Here is a 20,873-nt window from a genome sequence, read left to right as displayed (position 1 = left end):
GGGAACCGCACGCACCACGCCCCGACCGCATTCCGGCCGAAGGCCACCGACAGGCTCTCAGCAGGCCGTTCCGGAGTGCCGTTCGACGATCGCCGCGGCGTCGGTGCCACGGGGCAGGACCCCGTACTGGTGGCCCCGGTCCGCACCGAGCCGCGCGGCGACGAACGCCTCGGCGCTGGGCTGGGGGGCGTGCCGCAGCATCAGTGACGACTGGAGGGCCAGCGCCATGCCCTCGACCGTCGCCCGGGCCCGGGTCTGCGCGGCCAGCGGGTCGCGCAGGTCCTCGGCCAGATCCCGGCGCAGCCGGCGGACGTGCGCGTCCAGGACGGCGTCGGCTCCGGCCGTGGTCTCCAGCTCGGCCCAGAAGGCGTCGAGGGACCGGGGGGTTCTGGCGATCCCGCGGAGCACGTCGAGGGCGATGACGTTGCCCGAGCCCTCCCACACCGCCATCACCGGCTGCTCGCGGTAGCGCCGGGCCAGCGGCCAGTCCTCGGTGTAGCCGTTGCCGCCCAGGCACTCCAGCGCCTCGTACGCGTGGTGCGGGCCGCGCTTGCAGATCCAGTACTTGGACACCGCGGTGGCCAGCCGCCGGAACATCTCCTCCGACTCGCCGCTGCCGGCCTCGTACGCGTGGGCCAGACGCAGCGAGGTCCAGGTCGCCGCCTCCGTCTCCAGGGCCAGATCCGCGAGGACCGCGGTCATGGCCGGCTGGTCGACGAGCCGTGCCCCGAACGCGTCGCGGTGCCGCGCGTGCCAGATCGCCTCGGACACCGACTCGCGCATGCCCGCGGTGCTGCCCAGCACGCAGTCGAGCCGGGTGTGGTTGACCATCTCGATGATGGTGGGGACACCGCGTCCGGGTTCGCCGACCCGCACGGCCCAGGTGCCGTCGAACTCGACCTCGGAGGAGGCGTTCGACTTGTTGCCCAGCTTGTTCTTCAGCCGCTGGATCCGGACGGTGTTGCGGGTGCCGTCGTCCAGCACCCGCGGCACGAGGAAGCAGGTGAGCCCGGCCTCGGCCTGCGCCAGGACCAGGAAGGCGTCCGACCGCGGCGCCGAGAGGAACCACTTGTGGCCGGTCAGCAGATGGGCCCGGCCCTCGGGGCCGGAGGACAGCGGCACCGCCCGGGTGGTGTTGGCGCGGACGTCGGAACCGCCCTGCTTCTCCGTCATCCCCATGCCGAACGTCAGCCCGGACTTGGCGGCCGGCGCGATCGGCCTCGGGTCGTAGGAACGGCTGAACAGGCCGGGGAGCCAGTCCCGCCCCACCTCCGGATCGCGCCGCAGCACCGGGACCACGGCATGGGACATCGACATCGGGCAGGCGTGGCCGGGCTCGATCTGGGCGAACAGCATGAACGACGCCGCCCGGGCCACCGCGGCCCCGGGCTTCGGGTCGGCCCAGCCCGCGGTGTGCGTGCCGTGCCGCACCGCGGCGCCGATGATTTCGTGGTACGCCGGATGGAAGTCGATCTCGTCCACCCGGTGGCCGTAGCGGTCGTGGGTGCGCAGCACGGGCGGAGACGTGTGGGCCAGCTCGGCGTCCGTCCGGAACCCCTCGGAGCCGACGAGGGCGCCGATGTCGTGCAGCTCCGGTTCGTGCCAGGCGGCGCCGAAGGCACGGACTGCCTCGGCGAGCGGAAGGTTGGCACGGTACTCGTCGAGGCCGGTACGGGGCGGTGCCTGGTTGGTGACCTCGTGGGTGGGGTGCGGCGCGGGCGCGCCGGGCCGGAGCACGGGCCGCTGCGGGGTGGGGGTCATCGCGGATTCCTGTCCTGGGTCGGTGGGCGGGGATCGGGGGCGCGGACGGGCGGTGCGGAGTCGGGGGCCGGGAGGGGGGCGGCCCCGACGGCTCTCAGGCAGAGGGCGGTGATGCCCGCGACGACCGGTTCCGGGTCGCTTCGCCCACCGACCGGCGACAGCGGGCCGAGCAGGGCCTCGCCGACCGCCCCGATCACGGCTGCCGCCGACAGCCGTGCGTTCTGCGGGGGCAGCTCACCGGAGGCCGCACCGGCGGCGACGATCGATTCGGCGAGGGCGTGATAGCCGCGCCGGAAGGTCAGCCGCTCCTGCTCGACGAGGGGATCGACCGGTTCGGCGAGCAGCGCCCACGCGGTGCGCGGGGTGCGCAGCGCACGGCGCGAGAAGACCTCGACCAGGGCGCGCAACTGTTCGGCGGCCCCGGTCCGGGCCCCCACCGCCGTCCGCACCGCGGCCAGCTCGTGACCGGCCACATGCCGGAAGACCGCGGCGAGCAGCTCCTGTTTCGAGGAGAAGTGGTTGTAGACGCTGCCGGTGGCGACGCCGGCCCGGTCGGCGAGTGCGGAGACGCTCGTCGCCGCGTATCCGCCCTCGGCCAGCAGCGCCCGTGCGGCGTCCAGCAGCCGCTCGCGGTGAGCGAGCCGGGTCGCCTCGGTACGGGCGGTGGATCGGTAGGCCACGATGTTCTGAACCTCGATTCATACCTTTATGCGACGCACTCAACCACGGTCGCGCGCGGGGGGCAACGGTTCCGCGGCGACCGGGGCGGGATTCCCGTCCGGAGGCCGGGCCCGGGCGGGCCGGTCCGGGACGGGTCGCGCGATCGTCGCCCCCCCCGGCGGAGCGCCGCCGGTGTGACCGGCGCGCTTCGCGTCGTCTTCGGTTCCGGTTCACCGGACGGTTCCGGAACGAGGGAATCCTCTTGGCGGCGGCCACGTGGTTCCGGACGGCCCCGGGCCGTCGCCGCACCGTACGAAGGAGAACATCGCGTCATGTCCCGCCCCGTGCCCGAATGGGCCGATCCCCAGGTTCCCGCGGAGTCGCTCGACCCCCAGGGCCTCAGCAGACGCGGGCTGATGCGCCGCGCCGGTCTCTTCGGCGCGGCGTTCGCCGCGGCCTCGCTGCCGCTGCCCGCGCTGGCGGACGGCCGGGGAGGCCGGTCCCACGGGAACGGTCACGGGAAGGCCCCCGACCTCGTCTATCTGGTCGGCGACCACCACAACCACTCCGTCTACAGCCACGACGCGAAGTACACCTTCTCCCAACTCGCCTCGGCGGGGCAGAAGTTCGGTCTCGACTGGATGGTCTTCACCGAGCACAGCAACATCGGCCACGCCGAGTCCGGCGCCGCGCGGGAACACCGCGAGATCCTCGGGGCCCGCGCCGACAACAAGCGCATGCTGATCTTCCAGGGCCTGGAGTGGTACATCCCCGGCGCCGAGCACTGCACCGTCTTCTCGCCGCCCGGACGGCACGAGGTCGACCTCCTCACCCGTTTCGAGGAGGCCTTCGACGGCAAGCTGCTCGGCTACACCGCGGGCGCCCCGGCACATCCCGACACCCCGCGCAACGAGGCGCACGCCGTCAAGGCCCTGAAGTGGCTGGCCGAACAGCGACGCACCCGGTACGTCGACGACGTGCTCGTCCTCGCCAACCACCCCATGCGCCTCGGCATCGACTCGCCGCACGAACTGCGCGCCTGGCGCGACGCCGCGCCCGAGATCATGATCGGGATGGAGGGCGCCCCCGGCGCCCAGGCCGGTGCGATACCCGGCTGGCACCCCGACACCAACGTCCGCGGCGAGTACACGAACGCGCCGTCGGCCGACTCCTGGCCCGGATACCCGCGCGAGGCGTACGTCACCCACGGGGGTTTCGACTGGGCGACCGCGACCGTCGGCGGCCTGTGGGACGCGATGCTCGCGGAGGGCAAGCTCTTCACGATCACCTCCAACTCCGACGTCCACCGTGTCGCCCAGGACACCTGGGTCAACGGCGACTGGCCGCCGGGCCAGGACTTCGACAGCGCCGGCCGCCTCCCCGACCCGTACAACACCACCGAGCCGCAGCCCGGCGGCGACTTCTGGCCGGGACAGTTCAGCCGCACGCACGTCGGTGTCACCCGGTACGGCTACCGCGACGTGATGGAGGGGCTGCGGGCCGGACGGGTCTGGGTCGACCACGGCCACCTCCTCGACGGCATCGACGTCAGGGTGCGGGGCGAACACGGCAACAGCGCCACCCTCGGCGGCAGGCTGCGTGCCGGGCGCGGCGAACGGCTCACCCTCACCGTCACGGTGACCGCCGCCTCCCGCCGCAACCCGTACGGTGTGCTGCCGTGCCTGGAGCACGTCGACGTCATCCGCGGCGCGGTCCGCGGCCCGGCCGCCGACCGCGACGACTGGCGCGCACCGGACACCCGGGTCGTCCACACCGCCGACGTCTCCGGGCGGCGCGGCACGTACACCCTGCGCATCCCGGCCGGCCGCGCGGACCGGCCGTTCTATCTGCGGCTGCGCGGCAGCGACGGCAAGCGGCACGGAAAGGGCTTCCTCGGCGCGGCGATCGACCCGCACGGCCCGCTCCCGCACGAGCCCGGCCGGGGCAACCCGTGGCTCGACACCTGGTTCTACACCAACCCGGTCTTCGTGGACGTCGTGCGCTGACCCCGCCGCGGGCCGCCGCAGCCGGGCACCGCGACCCCGCGGACGCCCGGCCCCGACAGGCCCTCAGGCGTCCAGAGCGGCGGAGACCACCGCCCGGGCCTCCTCCTGCACCCGGCCGAGGTGATCGGCCCCCAGGAACGACTCGGCGTAGATCTTGTAGACGTCCTCGGTGCCCGAGGGACGGGCGGCGAACCAGGCGTTGCGCGTGGTCACCTTGACGCCGCCGATCGGCGCGCCGTTCCCGGGGGCCTCGGTGAGCACGCCCGTCACCGGTTCACCGGCCAGGGTGTCGGCGGTGACCTGCTCGGCGGAGAGCCGCGCGAGCACCGCCTTCTGCTCGCGGTCCGCCGGGGCGTCGATCCGCGCGTAGGCCGGCTCGCCGAACCGGGAGGTCAGCGCCCGGTAGTGCTCCGACGGCGTGCGGCCCGTCACCGCGAGGATCTCCGAGGCGAGCAGCGCCAGCACGATGCCGTCCTTGTCGGTCGTCCACACCGATCCGTCGCGGCGCAGGAACGAGGCCCCCGCCGACTCCTCGCCGCCGAACCCGAGCGAACCGTCGGCGAGTCCGTCGACGAACCACTTGAAGCCGACCGGCACCTCGACGAGTTCCCGGCCGAGACCGGCGGCGACCCGGTCGATCATCCCGGAGGACACCAGCGTCTTGCCGACCGCCGCGGCGGCCGGCCAGCCCTCCCGATGGGTGTAGAGGTGGTCGATGGCGACGGCGAGGTAGTGGTTCGGGTTCATCAGCCCGGCGTCGGGCGTCACGATCCCGTGCCGGTCGGCGTCGGCGTCGTTCCCGGTGGCGAGGGAGAAGCGGTCGCGCTGCTCGATGAGCGAGGCCATCGCGTACGGCGACGAACAGTCCATCCGGATCTTCCCGTCCCAGTCCAGCGTCATGAACCGCCAGGTGGGATCGGTGAGTGGATTGACCACGGTCAGGTCCAGCCGGTGCTGTTCGGCGATGCGGCCCCAGTACGCGACCGACGCGCCGCCGAGCGGATCGGCGCCGATCCGCACCCCGGCCGAACGGATCGCGTCCAGGTCGAGCACGGAGGGCAGGTCCGTCACATAGCCGTCCAGGAAGTCGTACGTTCCCGTGGTCGACGCCGCGCGCGCCCGGGCGTAGGGCAGTCGGCGCACGTCCTTCATCCCGGCGGCGATGATCTCGTTGGCGCGTTCCTGGATCCAGCCGGTGGCCTCGGAACCGGCCGGGCCGCCGTGGGGCGGGTTGTACTTGAACCCGCCGTCGCCGGGCGGGTTGTGGGACGGCGTGACCACCACACCGTCGGCGGGGCGCGAGGTCCGGCCCCGGTTGTGCGCGAGGATCGCGTGCGACACCGCGGGGGTCGGGGTGTAGCCGTCGGCCGGGTCGACCAGCACCGTCACGTCGTTGGCGGCGAACACCTCGACGGCGGTGATCCGGGCCGGTTCGGACAGCGCGTGCGTGTCGGCGCCGAGGAAGAGCGGACCGTCCGTGGACTGCCTCGCCCGGTACTCGACGATCGCCTGAGCGGTGGCGGCGATGTGGTCCTCGTTGAACGCCGTGGCCAGGGACGACCCGCGGTGACCTGAGGTGCCGAACGCCACCCGCTGTCCCGGTTCGGCCGGATCCGGACGCAGCGTGTAGTACGCGGTCACCAGGCGGGCCACATCGGTGAGATCCTCCGGCCGGGCCGGCTGCCCGGCTCGTTCGTGCGGCATCTGCCATTCCTCCGTATCGTCGTACGTCGCGGACTTCCGCCCCGTCATCTTCGCGGGTGACGCGCACCGCGCCGCGCCCGCCCCGCCGCGCGGGCGCGGCACACGGGAGAGCGCCGGTCCTCACGGTCGGGCCGAATTCCGTGGAGCCGCCGGCAGCGCCGGCGTAGGGTGCGCCCACGATGACGAACTGCCCGCCGTGCGGCGGGCGAAGCGACGGCTTCCGGCCGAACGGGAGGGGGACGGGTTGGCATCGGACGAGTCGGCGCGGTCCGGCGCGGTGCGGCTGCGTCAGGCCGTGGCAGCGGACGCGGTACCGCTCACCCGGCTCTTCCTGGCGTCCCGGGCCGCCGCCATGCCGTACCTGCCGAAGGTGCACAGCGACGAGGACACCCTCACCTGGATGACCCATGCCGTGCTGCCGGGGACGACCGTATGGCTGGCCGAGGACGCGGGCGGGGAGCCGCTGGGCTTCGTCTCCCTCGACGGGGCCGAACTGGAGCATCTGTACCTGCGGCCCGACGCCCGGCGCCGCGGCATCGGCTCGCTGCTGCTGGCCAAGGCCCGCGCGTGCGCCCCCGAGGAGCTCACGCTGTACGTCTTCCGGCGCAACACCGGCGCCCGGGCCTTCTACGAACGGCACGGATTCACCGCGATCGGGTTCGACGACGGCGGTCGCAACGAGGAGCGGGAACCGGACGTCAGGTACCGGTGGACCGCGCACGGCTGACGGCGCCCGCCCCGGCGCCGGCAGGATCGCGAGCCGGCCGGGGGTGCGGCAGAGTGGGCGCATGGACGACTTGTTTGCCCTCGCCGACGAGCATCTGAACGTGGCACGTTCCTCCGCGCACGGACGCAGTGCCCACCGCCTGCTCCACGAGGAACCCCTGCGCCAGACCGTCATCGCCCTCACCGCGGGCACCGCCCTGGACGAGCACAACGCCCCCGCCGCGGCCTCCCTCCAGGTGCTCCGCGGCACGGTGCGGCTCACCGCCGGCTCGGGGGACGTGGAGCTGGGCGCCGGGCGGCTGCAGCCCATCCCGCAGGAGCGGCACGGGCTGCTGGCGCTGGAGGACGCCGTGGTGCTGCTGACCACCGTCAACGAGTGACGGCCGCCGCCCCGGGCTTCCCGGCGCCGGCCGTCCGCAGACGCTCCAGTACCCACAGAAGGAGGCTTCCGGCGGCCAGCGACGCTCCCAGCAGGCACACCCCGTCCCAGCCCGCCCGGGACCAGACCACCGAGGCGAGCGCGGCCCCGGTCGCGCCGCCCAGGAAGAAGAGCGTCATGAAGCCGGAGTTGATCCGGTTGCGGGCCTCCGGACGGAGCGCGTAGATCACGTTCTGGCAGCTGTTGAGTCCGGCCTGCTGGGCGATGTTCAGCGCGATCACCCCGACCGCCAGCCAGGGCAGGGACGACTCGCCGGCCAGCAGCGGCAGCCACGCGAGGGTGAGGAGGGCCGCCGCGGTCCCCGACACCACCTGCACCCGGCCGCGGTCGCTCAGCCGTGCGGCGACGTTCATGCCCATCACCCCGATGACGCCCAGCAGCCCGAACAGCCCGATGGCGGCCGCGTTCCAGCCGAACGGCGACCGGGTCAGCAGGAAGGTCAGCGCCGTCAGCTGCACGCTGTAGGAGGCCATCGAGAACGCGCCGACGGCCGACCGCCAACGCAGCAGCGGCTCCTGCCGCAGCAGCGCCAGGGTGGAGCGCAGCAGGCCGGTGTACGACGTCGCAGCCGCCTCGCGCGGGCGCGGCAGACGGGGCAGCCGGCTGTGCAGGAGCACCGCCATCACGACCATGAGCAGGGCGTTCACCCAGTACGCGGTCCGCCAGCCGCCCAGCTCGGACAGGGCGCCGGAGGCCAGGCGGCCGGCCAGCCCGCCGAGCAGCACCCCGGACATGACGAGACCGACGACCCTGCCGCGTTCCTCCGGGGCCGCGAGGGTCGCCGCGAACGGGACCACGACCTGCGCCCCCACCGAGGTCAGCGCGGCGAGCAGGGTACCGGCGATCAGCAGCGGGCCGTTCGGGGCGACGGCCGTCGCCAGCAGGAAGAAGGCGGTGAGCGCGAACAGGCCCACGGCGAGCCGTCGGCGTTCCAGCACGTCCCCGAGCGGCACGAGCAGGATCAGGCCCAGCGCGTATCCGGCCTGGGCCGCCGTCACGATCAGGCCCGCCGCGGTCACACCGATGTGCAGATCGCGCTCGATGACGTCGAGCAGCGGCTGCGCGAAGTAGTTGCCGGCCACCGAGAGCCCGGAGGCCAGGGCCATCAGCAGTACCGGACCGCGGCCGGACGCGGGGGAGCCGGCGGACGTACGGGACGGGACCCGGTCGCGGGTCTTGTCCGTGGAGGGGGAAAGTGCCATGCCCTCAGCGTCATGGATCCACCATCCATGAGTCCAACACATGTTTTTCATTCCATCGATCGTGATCCACGATGGATGGATGGAACTTCAGCAGATGCGGTACGTCGTCGCGGTGGCGGAACTGGGCGGCTTCACCCGCGCCGCGAAGCGGTGCCTGGTCGTCCAGTCCGCGCTGAGCCACCAGATCGCGCGACTGGAGAAGGAACTCGGCGCCCGGCTCTTCGACCGGACCAGCCGGCAGGTGCGGCTCACCGCGGCGGGCGAGGCGTTCCTGCCCGCGGCCAGGCAGGCGCTCGACGCGGCGGAACGGGCCCGGACCGAGGTCGCCGCCACGGCGGGGGAGATCCGCGGCCGTCTCGCGGTGGGCGCCATCCCGACCGGCGCGGCGGTCGACGTGCCGGCCGCCCTGCGGGCCTTCCACCTCCGTCACCCGCACGTGCACATCGTCCTGCGCGACGGAGCGAGCAAGGACCTGGTCCGGGACGTGCGGGACGGCACGCTCGACGTGGCGTTCCTGGGAGTGCTGCCGAGCTACCGGCCCAAGGGGGTCAGGGACCGGGAGCTCGCCACCGGCGAACTGGTCGCCGTCGTCGCCCCGACCCACCCACTGGCCGGCAGTACCGAGGTGGGCCTGGACCGGCTGGCGACGGAGAAGTTCGTCGACTACCCGGACGGCACCGCCGCCCGTGCCCAGTCGGAGGAGGCGTTCGCGGCGACGGGCCTCACCCGCGAGGTGGCGTTCGAGGTCAGCGGCACCGACTTCATCGTCCGGCTGGTGCGCAGCGGGCTCGGCGTCGCCATGCTGCCCGCCGCCTTCGCGGCGGAACTGACCGGCGTGCACATCCTGTCCGTCCGGGAGGCACCCGCCCGCACGGAGCGGCTCGTCTGGAGCCGTTTCCGGCCCACCCCGGCCGCCGCGGCGTTCCTGGCCGGACTCGGAGTCGACGCGGCGGCCGGTCCCCAGGAGCTCCCCGCCCCCGGTGTCCGGGACACCGGTCAGTGACGCGGAGACACCTCTCCGGGGAGGAGCCGCAGCAGAGCCGAGAGCGCGACGGCGAGCGCCGCGTCGAGGGCCAGAGCGGCCGAGAGCGCGTGTCCGTAGCCCGAGACGTCCCCGGGCGCGGCGTCGCCGAGCGCCCCGTAGAAGACGATGCCGACGACGGCGACCCCGAGCGAGCCGCCGACCTGCTGCCCGGTGGACAGCACGCCGGAGGCCATGCCGATCTCCGTCGGGCGGACGTGTGCGAGCACGGCGTTCAGCAGCGGGGTGACCAGGATTCCGTTGCCCGCGCCGACCAGGGCCAGCGGCACCACGAGACGCCCGGCCGTCAGCGAGGCACCGGCCGTGACCACGACGACCAGGGCGGTCACATGACCGGACGCCAGCACCAGCGCCCCGGCCCGCAACAGCCGCCGGCCCTGCCGGACCGTGCGACCGGCGACGAGGCTTCCCGCGAAGAAGGCGGCGGCGAACGGCAGATGACACATCCCCGCGCCCAGGGCGTCCAGGCCGAGGCCGTCCTGCAGCGTCACGGACAGGACCAGGAAGAAGGAGTTGATGCCGACGTACGCGAGGACGACCAGGAACATGCCCACGGCGAACGCGCGTGCGCGCAGCAGCCCGGGCCGGAGCAGCGGTGTCCCGCCCCGCGCCTCCACCCGGCGCTCCACGTACGCGAAGCCGAACAGGGCGAGGACCCCCGCGACCGGAGCGACCAGGGTCCAGGCGGGCCATCCCCTCCCGCCTCCCTCGACGAGGGGGACGACGAGAAGGGCGAGAGCCAGGGTCAGCACGGCCGCCCCGGCGAGGTCCGGCCGGCCGGCGTCCGGGCTCCGGGACTCGGGGACGAGGAGCGCCGCCAGCACCAGCGTGACCGCCCCCACCGGCACGTTGACCCAGAACACCGGGCGCCAGGACAGGCCGAGGAGGTCGGCGGAGACGAGCACGCCGCCGAGCAACTGCCCCGCGACCCCGGCGACGCCGATCACGGCACCCAGTACGCCGAAGGCCCGGGCTCGCCGCTCCGGCACCAGCATGACCTGGATCATCGCGAAGACCTGGGGAAACATCACGGCGGCGCCCAGCCCCTGCACGAGGCGGGCCGCGATCAGCGAGCCCGGCCCCGGGGCGGCGGCGCAGGCCGCGGACGCCAGGGTGAACACGCCCATGCCGACGAGGAAGCACCGCCTGCGTCCGAACCGGTCGCCCAGGCGCGCCCCGGTGACCAGCGCGACGGCGTACGTGAGCTGATACCCGGCCAGCACGAGCTGGATGTCGGCGTCCGAGGCCCTCAGGTCCTTCTGGACGGCGGGTGCGGCCACGAGCACGATGAAGGTGTCGAGCACGGCCATGAAGACACCGGCCAGGACGACCGACAGCGCGCGCCAGGGCGAGGGCCCGGTGTGCGGCGGGGCCCCGGCGACCGGGGCGGGAGGTGCGGAATCGGCGGGCGGCCGGGTGCGAGTCATGACCACGATGCTGGTCCGGTCCCGGCCCGCGTGACAGGGACGGATCATGCTGGTGGTCCCGGTACCCCCCTCGGGGCGGGCGGGGAGGGGCGTCGGCGACGGTGGTCGCGGACAGCCGCCACGAGCGGCCGCCGCGGGCGGCAGCGGTAGGGTTTCGGCGGGACGGCATCTCGCGGGGCGGGGGACGATGACGGACGTGGCACGGCGCCGGGTTCTGGCGGAGTTCCTCCGTACCCGCAGGAACCGGGTCCGGCCCGGCGACGCCGGTGTCCCGGCGGGGCCGCGCCGCCGTACGCCCGGTCTGCGCCGTGAGGAGGTCGCCCTCCTCTCGGGGGTGAGCGTCACCTGGTACACCTGGCTGGAACAGGCGAGGGACATCACCGCGAGCGACCAGGTGCTGGACAGCCTGGCCCGGGTCCTGAGACTTTCACCGGCCGAGACCCGCCATCTGTTCGCACTGGCGGGCCGGCCGTCTCGGCGGTCCGAGGACCCGCATCCCACCGGCGGCGCCCGGCGCGGGGGATCGGCGCTGCGGCGACTCGTGGACGCGCTCGACCCGCACCCGGCGTACCTGCTCGCACCCAACTGGGACCTGCTGGCCCGAAACCGCTCCGAGACCGCTCTCGTCGGCGACGCCGCCGACGGGCAGGCCCCCGAACACAACCTGCTCCGGCTGGTGTTCACACGGCCCGGGATCCGCACCCTGCTGGTGGACTGGCCGGGGCAGGCGCGGGCGCTGCTGGAGCAGTACCGGGCCGCCGCGGACCGGCACGTCGGCGACCCGGCGTTCGAGCGCCTCACCGCCGATCTGTACCGCGCGAGCGACGAGTTCCGCGTCTGGTGGGACACCCACGACGTCGCCGAGTTCCGTCCCGCGCGCCGGACGTTCGACCATCCGCGGCTGGGCAGGCTGACGTTCGACTACGTGAAGCTGGCGGCGGTCGGGGAACCGGGGGTCACCCTGGTCTCGTGCCTGCCCTCGGACGAGGAAACGCGCGCGAAACTACCCGAGTTGAGCGAGAGCGCCCACCGTCCGGACCCGTCGCCGACCGAACCGTGAGCCCCGGCGCCACCGGCTCCGGCCCGGACGTACGGTCCGGCCGGCCTGGCGTCCTCCCGCCGTCCGCGGCAGTCTCTTCGCGCCATCCGCGCCGGACCGGCCGCGGCGCGGATGCCGGCGGCGCCCACGGGGAAGTACTGGTGTACGAACGGGAAGAGGACCCGGCGCCCCCGTACCGAAAGGGCGCGCGAGGTGAGGGAGCGTACCGTGTGGCAGTTCTCCGACGATCGTGGACAGGTGTCGACCGCCGAGCGGCGTCCGGCGAGAGTGCTCGCCTACGTACAGGCCGGAGCGACCCTGTGGGACCACGGGATACGCCCGAGCGCGATATTCGGCTCGGACCACGACGACCACGCTGTGCCGGACGCGGCGAAGACCGGATCGCTCCCGTCGGCGGGCATCCGCTACGTCGGAGCGGGCAGCGCCCTGGACGCCGACACCCTGCTGAGCGGTGAACCCGACCTCGTCGTGGCCGTCAGCTACGGCGGCGGACACGTCTACGGTCTCGCCCCGAAGACCGCCGAGCACCTGGAGGAGAACGTCCCCGTCGTCGTCATCGACGTGGGTCAGGCACGCTCCTTCACGGAGGTCGGTGAACGATTCGCGCGACTCGCCGAATCGCTCGGGGCCGGGACGGCCCCGAGCGGCGCGCAGGACCTGGAGGCCGCCCGGGACCGGCTGCGCGCACGGTGCGCCGGACCCGGCCGCCCCCGCGTCCTCGCCCTCTCCCCGGCCGGACAGGAGCAGGCCCATCTGGCTCGCCCCCGCATGTGGCCCGAACTGCGCGTGCTGGCCGGACTCGGCGTCGACCTCGTGGAGCCGGCCGAGGGTCCGGGCGCGAACTGGTCCACGGTCGGCTGGGCCGAGGCGCGGGCGCTGCGTCCCGCGATCGTCCTTGCCGACGTCCGGGCCAACGCCACCCCGCTCGACGGACTCCGGACGAGCGAGGAATGGGCGGCGATCGAGCGGACCGCCGGGGTGGTGCCCTGGAACCCGGAGCCGGTGTGCAGCCCGCAGGCCCACACGCGTTTCCTGACGCTCGTCGCGGACGCGGTGGAGAGCGCCACCGGCCGGTGACGGAGCGGGCGGCCGGTCATCGGAGAACGCGTCGCCGACGTCGTCCGGCCGCCCGATGAGGCCGTCCGGGTCCCTCCGGGGGCAGCCCGGCCGACGCGGCGTACGGCCCGGCCCGGACACCCGACCACGCTGCTCACCCGACTGGGCCCGGACGACGACGGACGGCTGATCGCCGACCGACTGGCCCGTGCCGGGGTCGAGGTCCGCACGGACGGCTCCGCGGCGCCCACCCCGCCCGCGGCGGTGAGCCTCGATCGGGACGGCCGGCCCGCGTACGCCTTCGAGATCGCCCGGGCGCTCGCCCCGGTCCGGCCCGCACGGGCCCACCCGTGACCCGTTCGGATCATTCAGCGCATCCTCACCGGGGCTACGGCCGTTCGACAACCAGTAGGCGTGATCGATTACGGAGCAGGGGGCGGAACATGGAACGGGACGACAGGGGTGTCGCCGTGACCGGGATGGGGATGGTGACCCCCGCGGGAGCGGACGAGCGGACGTTCTGGGAGGGACTGTGCTCCGGGGTGTCCACGGCCCGGCACTGCGACGAACTCGCCGGTCTCCCGGTCGACTTCGCCTGCCGGGCGGACGGGATCGACCTGGACGAGACCGTCGGCGGACGCTCGGTGTGGAGGATGGCGCGGTTCGTGAAGATGGCGCTGGTCGCCGCCCGCAGGGCGGTGGCGGACGCCGGGCTGTCACCGGAGCGGTGGGACGGCACGCGGGTGGGCGTGGTGCTGGGGGTCGGGGTGGGCGGGGTCGCCGTGCTCGCCGACAACGTGCGCAGGCTGGACGACGACGGGCCGGAGGCCGTATCACCGCTGCTGGTCCCGATGATGATGCCCAACGCCGCGGCGGGGGAACTCGCCATCGCGCTGCGGGCGTACGGCCCCAGCCTGGCACCGGCCACCGCGTGCGCCTCCGGGGCGACCGCGATCGCCGTCGCCCGCGACCTGCTGGCGAGCGGGCAGTGCGACGTGGTGGTGGCGGGCGGCGCGGAATCCGTGGTGACCCCGCTGGTGGTGAGCGCCTTCGCGGGCATGGGCGCGCTCTCGCGGCGGACCGGCGACCCGGCGGGCGCGTCGCGGCCGTTCGCCGCGGACCGCGACGGCTTCGTGATCGGTGAGGGGGCCGCCGTCCTGGTGCTGGAACGCGCGCCCGACGCCCGCGCGCGCGGTGTGCGCGCACGCGCGCTGCTGACCGGTGCCGGTTCCAGCACCGACGCCCACCACCCCACGGCGCCGTCGCCGGACGGGGCGGGCGCCCGCAGGGCCGTGTGCGCGGCGCTCCGGTCCGCGGGCTGGGCCGCCGACGAGATCGACCACATCAACGCACACGGCACGTCCACCCGGCTGAACGACGCGATGGAGAGCGAACTCATCTCCACGGTGTTCCCGCACCGGCCCACGGTGACGGCGCCCAAGGGCGTGCTGGGACACACCCTCGCGGCGGGAGGGGCGATCGAGGCGGTGGCCACCGTGCTGACCCTGGAACGGGGTCTCGTGCCCCCGGTCGCCAACCTGGACGCGCTGCCGGAGGGATTCGGCCTCGACTGCGTGGTCAAGGAGCCCCGCGCGCAGGATGTCGAGCGGGCGCTGAGTCACTCCTTCGGATTCGGCGGGCACAACGTCGTCCTCGCCTTCCAACGCGCTTGTACCGAAAGGCCGATGCGGGTTCATCACGGTGGACTGCCCCCGGTGTCCTAGCCGTTGGCCCAATCGTTGACAGTTCATGACCGCAACCATCGACAGCCCGTCCGGCGAACGGTCCACGGAACTCCTCACCGCGGTGCTCCTCGGCGACGACCACCACCGCGAACACGACTTCTGGCGGCGGCTGATCGGCACGGAACCGTTCCGCCGCCCGGACCGTGCGACCTCCCGGGAGCGCCTGGACCTGGCGTACGCGCGGCTTCGCGTCCTCAACGACAGCCTCGACAGCGGCTCCGCGCTCGCCGCCGACCCGCGCGCCCTGGCGGCGCTGCACGAATGGCTCGGCCCGGTCGACCCGGCGCTCGCCACCGTGGCCGGTATCCACTACAACCTCTTTCTCGGCAGTCTCCTCGACCACGACGACGACCGCCGACGCGACCTGTCGGACTTCCTCCGCCTGCGGAGCGTCGGCACCTTCCTCTGCACGGAGGTGGAGCACGGCAACGACGCGGCGGCCATCGAGACCACGGCCCGCTACGACCGCGCACGCGACGGGTTCGTGCTGCACACGCCGCACGCCGGCGCCCAGAAGTTCATGCCCAACACCAGTCCGGCGGGCGGACCCAAGACCGGCCTGGTGGCCGCGCGGCTGCTCGCCGACGGTGACGACCACGGGGTCTTCCTCTTCCTGGTGCCGCTCACCGACGCCGAACGCGCGCTCCCCGGAGTACGGGTGCGCAGGCTCCCCGCGTGCGTGGGCAGCCCGGTGGACCACTGCCTCACCTCCTTCGACCAGGTCTTCGTGGGGCGCGACGCGCTGCTCGACGGGGAGCACGGACGGATCGGTGCCGACGGCGGGTTCAGCAGCGCCGTCGTCAATCGCAGGCGCCGTCTCCTCGCGTCGATCGGACGCGTCACCGCCGGCAAGATCTCGATGAGCGCCTGCGCGGTCGGCTCCGCGCGTGCGACGCTCGCGGTCGCCGTCCGCTACGGCGGACACCGCCGTGTGTCCGGGCCCCGGGGCACGGGGCGGGTTCCGGTGATGGCCCACCGCAGCCACCACGGGCCGCTCGCCGGGGCCATGGCCACCGTCTTCGCGATGAGCCTGCTGCACCGCAGGGCGCTGGACCGCTGGGAGGCGCGCAAGGACGTGCCGGGCCGCGAACGGGAGGAGGCGGAACGGCTGGTCGCCGTCACCAAGGGATGGATCACCTGGCAGGCCCGGTCCGTGATCGTCGAGTGCCGGGAACGGTGCGGCGCCCACGGACTCCTGGAGAGCAACGGCATGAGCGCACTGCTCACCGGGGTGGAGGGCGCCATCACCGCGGAGGGCGACAACCTGGCCATTCACGCGAAGGCGGCCGCGGAAATGCTCTTCGCCGCCGAACCGGCCGAGCACCCGGTCCCGTCCGACAACGGACCGGGCGATCTCCTCGACCCCGGGTTCCTGGGCGGGCTCCTGGCGGCTCTGGAGAAGATCTGGTTCGGCCGTGCCCGGCGAGCCATGGGAAGCGCCCCGCAGGGCGATCCGCTGGGCCGGTGGAACGCCGCGTCCGGACCAGCCCTGCGCGGCGTCGAGGCCCACGCCCACCGACAGGCGGCAGAGGCGTACGCGGACGCGGTGGCCGGGCTTCCGCACGGCCGTGCCCGTGAGGAACTCGTCCGGCTTCAGCGCCTGTTCGTGCTCGAACGGATCGCCCGCGACAGCGGTGATCTCCTCGCCTCCGGACATGTGACCGCGGACCAGGTCGAGTCGCTGCCGGATGTCGTGGACCGGTTGATCACCGCCGTCGCCGCACGGCTGCCCGAACTCGTCGAGTCCTTCGCGCTGCCCGGCGCGCTGCTCGCCGACTGGCCCATCGCCGGGTCCGACTACGTGGACGCCTACGACGATCCGGACGCGGCCTGGTGCCGGGACGGCGGACGGGCGACCGTTCGGGGAGAGCGGCGGAGCCCATGACGAGCACGGGAACGAGTGTGCGTGTCCAAGGGGCGTGGAACGCGGCCGGGACCCTCGGCGTACGCGCTGTCCTGCTGGTCTTCTGGGGCACGGCGGCCGTTCTGGCCCGGTGGTGCCCGCCCTCGCGGACCGGCAGTGCCGAATCGGTTCGCCACAACGCGTAACTGGATCCACGTCACCCAGTTGATCGGGCGTCGGGACGATGCGTCCCCACACGCCGACAGTCGTACCGAATGATGGAGAGGAAGCTCATGAGTACGATTCACCCGAGGATCACCGAGGTCCTGACCCACACCTTCAAGGTGCCGGCCGCCGAGATCCGTCCGGACTCCACGATGGACAGTCTGGAGATGGACTCCCTCGCCGTGGCCGAGTTCTCCGTCCTGCTCAGGGAGACGTCCGGCGACGGCGACCTGGACAGGCTTCCCAAGGACGCCACCCTGGCCGACATCTCACGGTTCCTCGGCGCGCCGTCCGGCAGCGGCATGCCCACCCGCGACGAGGCACACCTGAGCAACGCCCGATGAACAGGCCGGAGATCGCCGTCACCGGCCTGGGGATGATCACTCCGGTCGGCAACGACACCGAGTCCACCTGGAAGGGCGTGTGCGCCGGAGTCTCGCCGGTGCGCACCGTCGCGGAGCTCAAGGGCTGCGCGATCGATTTCGCGTGCACGGTCGACGGCATCGACCTGGACGCCGAGATCGGTGGCCGGACGTCCTTCCGGATGGGCAGGTACGTCAAGTTCGCCGTGCTCGCCGCCAGGGAGGCGATCGCCGACTCGGGGCTCGACCCGGCGAGGTGGGCGGGCGACCGGGTGGCGGTGGTCGTCGGCACCAGCAGCGGGGGCTCCGCCGCACTGACCGAGCAGGCCGTCGTGCTCGACCGGCTGGGGCAGGACGCCACGTCGCCGTCGGGCATCCTGCTCACCATCCCGAACATGCCCGCGGCGGAGATCGCCATCCAGTTCCGGGCCACCGGCCCCAGCCTGGCACCGTGCACCGCCTGTTCCTCCGGCGCCACCGCCCTGTCCGTAGCCCGCGACCTGCTGGCCACCGGCCAGTGCGACATCGCGATCGCCGGGGCCACCGAGTCGATCGTCTACCCGGTCGCCATGGCCGGGTTCGCCCGGTCCGGTGCGGCGGCCCCGGCGCACGGCGACCCGGCCAGACGGTGCCGGCCGTTCGCGGCCGACCGCGCCGGGCTGGTGATGGGTGAGGGCGCCGCCGTCATGGTCCTGGAACGGACCGACGACGCGGCGGCCCGCGGTGCCACGGCGCGGGCGCTGCTCGCCGGCACCGGCGCCACCACCGACGCCCACCACCCCACCAGCCCCCACCCCTCCGGCATGATCGCGCAGGCCGCGGTCGAGGCCGCACTGCGCGACGCGGGCTGGGCGCCGGAGGACGTCGACCACGTCAACGCGCACGGCACGGCAACACCGAGCAACGACGCCACCGAGGCCGCCCTGATCGGCCGGGTCTATCCCCACCGGCCGCCCGTCACGGCCCCGAAGGGCGTCCTGGGCCACTGCATGGGGGCGGCCGGAGCGATCGAGGCCGGGCTGACCGTCCTGACCCTCCAGCGGGGCGTCGTGCCACCGATCGCCAACCTGGACGCCCCGGCACCCGAGTTCGACATCAACTGCGTCACCGGACAGCCGCTGCGGCGGCCGGTCCGGCGCGCCGTCAGTCACTCCTTCGGCTTCGGCGGGCACAACGCCGTGCTCGCCCTCCGGCGGCCGTAGACCGGCGGGTGGTGCGACGGGCGCGGACACCCGCGCCCCGGCGTACCACCGGCCCGTGGGCCGTGGGCCGTGTGCGGCGCGCGGCCGGTCCGACGCCCGTGCGCGAGCGCCGGTGGGTCCCGTCGGGCGTCCCGCCCGGTCGGGCGGGCCGTGTCGCCCGCCGTCGCCGGTCAACGCCAGGTCCCGGACGGACCCGATCACCGCTCGGTGCCGTGCGGTCCGCGGTACGCGGAGGGGGCGGACCCGTGACCTGCCCGGCTCCGCCCCTCACCTCGATTCCGCCCGCCGCCGGTGCGACGCGCGCCCGCGTGCGCGGGGATCAACGGTTGCGGCCCCGGCCGAACTCGCCGCCCCGGCCGCGCTCGCCGCCGATGTTCTTCCCGTCCGCGTAGTCGATCTGCTCCTTGCGCAGTTCGGCGGAGATCTCCTTCTGTTCGGTCACCCTCTCGGTCTCCATGCGCACCCGCTCGACCGGCACGGTCTCCTTGCGCATGGTGGCGCGTTCGGCATGCAGGGTGACCTCGACATCCTGCTCGCGGATGTCGGCGGCCCCCGTCGCCTTCTCGCCGGGCTGCAGCGGTTCCCGGACCACCCGGACCTCCTCGTGCGTCAGCGGCACCGTCCGGGTGACGTTCTCGGTGACGACGTACTTGTGCAGGCGGGCCTTGCCGCTCTCGTACTCCTCGGTACCGAGGCGCAGCTGCTCCTCGGAACGGATCATCTCCTCCTTGCCGCGCAGATCGGCGGACCGTTCGGTTCCCGCGCCCGCGCCGACCAGGGGACGGCCCGTTTCGGCGGTCCCGCCGCGATGCCTGCCCGCGCCCGCGGCCGCCCCGGTCCCGGCCGTGCCGGTCGTGCGCGACGTGGTGGTGCGGGAGGTGTCCGCGCCGGCGTGGGGCGTGCCCGTCATGGCCGACTTGTCGCGCCCGGTACCCGCCGCGCCCATGGCTCCGGCGGCTCCGGCGGCGCCCATGGCCCCGGTTCCGGTCCCGGACGTCGTGGTTCCGGTGTCCGTCCGGCCGCCGAGCTTGGCCGTGGTGTTCCTGGCGAGGCCGTAGTGCCGGTAGAGCTCCTCCTCCTCCGCCACCGACAGGTGGGCGTCCGCGTCCACCCGAGGGGCGTCCTTGACGCGGTCCTTCGGATGGGAAATGTGCAGGTCGGAGCCCACTCGGCGGGCCCCGGCGAGGGGCACGAAGCTCTCCTTCATACCGAACAGGCCGGTCTTCACCGTGATCCAGTCCGGGCGACCGGTGTTGTCGTCGACATACACCCGGCCCACACTGCCGACCTTCTCGCCCGCGGTGTCGTACACCGTCAGACCGTCGAGTTCTCCGGAATCCGTGAAACCGTCAGCGGCTCCCATGACCGATTCCTCCTCACCCGGGCGCGTCCTGTGGCTGGGTCCATCAGGGGAGGCGCGTCCGTTCCCATCGCGCCTCACCCGGTTGGACGCTGCAACCGCCCCGCCCGCGCGCGCCGACCGCCGCACGCTCGCCGCGTCGGCGGCAGCGGCCCGGTACGGCGGTGCGCGGGCCACTTCCCTGTTAGGCCAATCGGGTGAGGGCGGGGTGGGTGTCGACGCCACGACGGGGGCGCTCGGGGCCGCCCGGGGAGGCCGCGCGCCCGGCGCATATGATCGGTCGGCCGTCCGTCGGCCCCGTCCTGTCGTCCCACCGGGGGTGTCCCATCCGTTCCGTACGCGTCCGGCTGCCCGAGCAGCGCGGTGAACTGCTCGCCCGGCGCGAGGACGGTGTGGACCTCCACCACCTGGTATGGCGGCTGGGGCCGGGGTGGCGGGTGTGCAGCAGCGCCGTGCTCGGAGGCGGCATCGGCCCGCGCGAGTGGATCCTCAACGCCCAGGTGCCCGGCGGCTACCCACGCCTCGACCCCGACCGTCACCTCGCCGAGATCGCCGCCGCGGAGCGGCTCACCGGGCCGGGCGCCGGACTGATGACGGCCGCCGACGTCACGGCGTACGCCGCCGCGACCGACGGGGACGCGACGGCGACCGCCACCTGCGGGCTCGGCGTGCGCGGCTGGGCCGCCGCCCCCGGCGGGGACACCGGGGAACCGCCCCGGCCCGGCACCGTCAACATCGTCGTCACCCTGCCGGTGGCACTCTCCGACGCGGCGCTCGTCAACGCCGTCGCCACCGCCACCGAGGCCAAGGTGCAGGCGCTCCTCGACGCGGGCCTCGACTGCTCCGGCACCCCCACCGACGCGGTCTGCGTCGCGGCCCCCTCCCCGGGAACCGCCCCCGGCGAACCCTTCGCCGGGCCTCGTTCCCGCTGGGGCGCACGGCTCGCCCGGGCCGTGCACGCCGCCGTGCTCGAAGGGGCGCTGCGGCAGCGCTGAGCCCCCTTCGCGCCGCGGTGGGACCGGGGCGCGGGCGCGCGAGGAGGCGTACGGCGTG

The 20,873-nt window shown here is 74.0% G+C and carries 17 protein-coding genes; 11 read left to right on the top strand and 6 right to left on the bottom strand.

From position 1 onward, the window contains the following. Window positions 1-57 precede the first annotated feature (57 nt). Both ACF1CT_RS17120 and ACF1CT_RS17115 read right to left on the bottom strand, forming a co-directional pair. Window positions 58-1,761, bottom strand: coding sequence for an acyl-CoA dehydrogenase family protein (locus ACF1CT_RS17120; RefSeq protein ID WP_391784649.1), 1,704 nt, complete (start codon window positions 1,759-1,761; stop codon window positions 58-60). Next, window positions 1,758-2,441: a TetR/AcrR family transcriptional regulator gene (locus ACF1CT_RS17115; protein ID WP_391784648.1), complete on the bottom strand. Its 684-nt coding sequence runs from the start codon at window positions 2,439-2,441 to the stop codon at window positions 1,758-1,760. Before ACF1CT_RS17115 ends, ACF1CT_RS17120 begins: the two co-directional genes overlap by 4 nt. Before the next feature lie 312 nt (window positions 2,442-2,753). On the opposite strand from ACF1CT_RS17115, the gene ACF1CT_RS17110 reads away from it, so the two are divergent. Further along, complete coding sequence (locus tag ACF1CT_RS17110) at window positions 2,754-4,427, top strand: histidinol-phosphatase (RefSeq protein ID WP_391784647.1); 1,674 nt, start codon at window positions 2,754-2,756, stop codon at window positions 4,425-4,427. 63 nt (window positions 4,428-4,490) lie between these two features. Here the strand turns inward: ACF1CT_RS17110 and pgm are convergent, their stop codons facing one another. Next, the gene (pgm, locus tag ACF1CT_RS17105) at window positions 4,491-6,131 is read right to left on the bottom strand and encodes a phosphoglucomutase (alpha-D-glucose-1,6-bisphosphate-dependent) (RefSeq protein WP_391784646.1); all 1,641 of its coding nucleotides are present in this window, start codon (window positions 6,129-6,131) and stop codon (window positions 4,491-4,493) included. Between the two features lie 244 nt (window positions 6,132-6,375). Between pgm and ACF1CT_RS17100 the strand changes: the two genes are divergently transcribed. Both ACF1CT_RS17100 and ACF1CT_RS17095 read left to right on the top strand, forming a co-directional pair. Continuing rightward, complete coding sequence (locus ACF1CT_RS17100; RefSeq protein WP_391784645.1) at window positions 6,376-6,858, top strand: GNAT family N-acetyltransferase; 483 nt, start codon at window positions 6,376-6,378, stop codon at window positions 6,856-6,858. A gap of 61 nt (window positions 6,859-6,919) precedes the next feature. Next, complete coding sequence (locus tag ACF1CT_RS17095; RefSeq protein WP_391784644.1) at window positions 6,920-7,237, top strand: cupin; 318 nt, start codon at window positions 6,920-6,922, stop codon at window positions 7,235-7,237. Here the strand turns inward: ACF1CT_RS17095 and ACF1CT_RS17090 are convergent. Continuing rightward, the gene (locus tag ACF1CT_RS17090) at window positions 7,227-8,498 is read right to left on the bottom strand and encodes an MFS transporter (protein ID WP_391784643.1); all 1,272 of its coding nucleotides are present in this window, start codon (window positions 8,496-8,498) and stop codon (window positions 7,227-7,229) included. The two genes, ACF1CT_RS17095 and ACF1CT_RS17090, sit on opposite strands and share 11 nt — an antisense overlap. A 79-nt stretch (window positions 8,499-8,577) precedes the next feature. Between ACF1CT_RS17090 and ACF1CT_RS17085 the strand changes: the two genes are divergently transcribed. After that, a complete protein-coding gene (locus ACF1CT_RS17085; RefSeq protein ID WP_391784642.1) occupies window positions 8,578-9,501 on the top strand; it encodes a LysR family transcriptional regulator in 924 nt (307 codons plus the stop codon). Here the strand turns inward: ACF1CT_RS17085 and ACF1CT_RS17080 are convergent. Next, window positions 9,495-10,967: an MFS transporter gene (locus ACF1CT_RS17080; RefSeq protein ID WP_391784641.1), complete on the bottom strand. Its 1,473-nt coding sequence runs from the start codon at window positions 10,965-10,967 to the stop codon at window positions 9,495-9,497. The two genes, ACF1CT_RS17085 and ACF1CT_RS17080, sit on opposite strands and share 7 nt — an antisense overlap. A 187-nt stretch (window positions 10,968-11,154) precedes the next feature. Here ACF1CT_RS17080 and ACF1CT_RS17075 point away from each other — a divergent pair, with 187 nt between their 5' ends. From ACF1CT_RS17075 to ACF1CT_RS17050, 6 genes are all read left to right on the top strand, one after another. Further along, window positions 11,155-12,027, top strand: coding sequence for a helix-turn-helix transcriptional regulator (locus ACF1CT_RS17075; protein WP_391784640.1), 873 nt, complete (start codon window positions 11,155-11,157; stop codon window positions 12,025-12,027). A 192-nt stretch (window positions 12,028-12,219) separates the two neighbouring features. Beyond that, window positions 12,220-13,104 carry an ABC transporter substrate-binding protein gene (locus ACF1CT_RS17070; protein WP_391784639.1) on the top strand — a complete coding sequence of 295 codons (885 nt, stop codon included), beginning with the start codon at window positions 12,220-12,222 and terminating at the stop codon, window positions 13,102-13,104. Window positions 13,105-13,526: 422 nt separating this feature from the next. Next, on the top strand, window positions 13,527-14,807 hold the full coding sequence (locus ACF1CT_RS17065) for a beta-ketoacyl-[acyl-carrier-protein] synthase family protein (protein ID WP_391784638.1): 1,281 nt from the start codon (window positions 13,527-13,529) through the stop codon (window positions 14,805-14,807). 25 nt (window positions 14,808-14,832) lie between these two features. Next, a complete protein-coding gene (locus ACF1CT_RS17060) occupies window positions 14,833-16,713 on the top strand; it encodes an acyl-CoA dehydrogenase (protein ID WP_391784637.1) in 1,881 nt (626 codons plus the stop codon). Window positions 16,714-16,964: 251 nt separating this feature from the next. Further along, window positions 16,965-17,240 carry an acyl carrier protein gene (locus ACF1CT_RS17055; RefSeq protein ID WP_391784636.1) on the top strand — a complete coding sequence of 92 codons (276 nt, stop codon included), beginning with the start codon at window positions 16,965-16,967 and terminating at the stop codon, window positions 17,238-17,240. Further along, on the top strand, window positions 17,237-18,460 hold the full coding sequence (locus tag ACF1CT_RS17050; RefSeq protein ID WP_391784635.1) for a beta-ketoacyl-[acyl-carrier-protein] synthase family protein: 1,224 nt from the start codon (window positions 17,237-17,239) through the stop codon (window positions 18,458-18,460). Before ACF1CT_RS17055 ends, ACF1CT_RS17050 begins: the two co-directional genes overlap by 4 nt. A gap of 319 nt (window positions 18,461-18,779) precedes the next feature. On the opposite strand, the gene ACF1CT_RS17045 is transcribed toward ACF1CT_RS17050, so the two are convergent. Then, on the bottom strand, window positions 18,780-19,823 hold the full coding sequence (locus ACF1CT_RS17045) for a PRC and DUF2382 domain-containing protein (RefSeq protein WP_391784634.1): 1,044 nt from the start codon (window positions 19,821-19,823) through the stop codon (window positions 18,780-18,782). A 269-nt stretch (window positions 19,824-20,092) separates the two neighbouring features. Here ACF1CT_RS17045 and ACF1CT_RS17040 point away from each other — a divergent pair, with 269 nt between their 5' ends. Next, the gene (locus ACF1CT_RS17040) at window positions 20,093-20,815 is read left to right on the top strand and encodes an adenosylcobinamide amidohydrolase (RefSeq protein WP_391784633.1); all 723 of its coding nucleotides are present in this window, start codon (window positions 20,093-20,095) and stop codon (window positions 20,813-20,815) included. Window positions 20,816-20,873: the final 58 nt, after the last annotated feature.

The organism is Streptomyces sp. NPDC014734 (assembly GCF_043083325.1).
In the GTDB taxonomy this organism is placed as follows: Bacteria; Actinomycetota; Actinomycetes; order Streptomycetales; family Streptomycetaceae; genus Streptomyces.
Note: the sequence above shows the minus strand (reverse complement) of the source record. Positions and strands in the feature narration are given on the sequence as shown.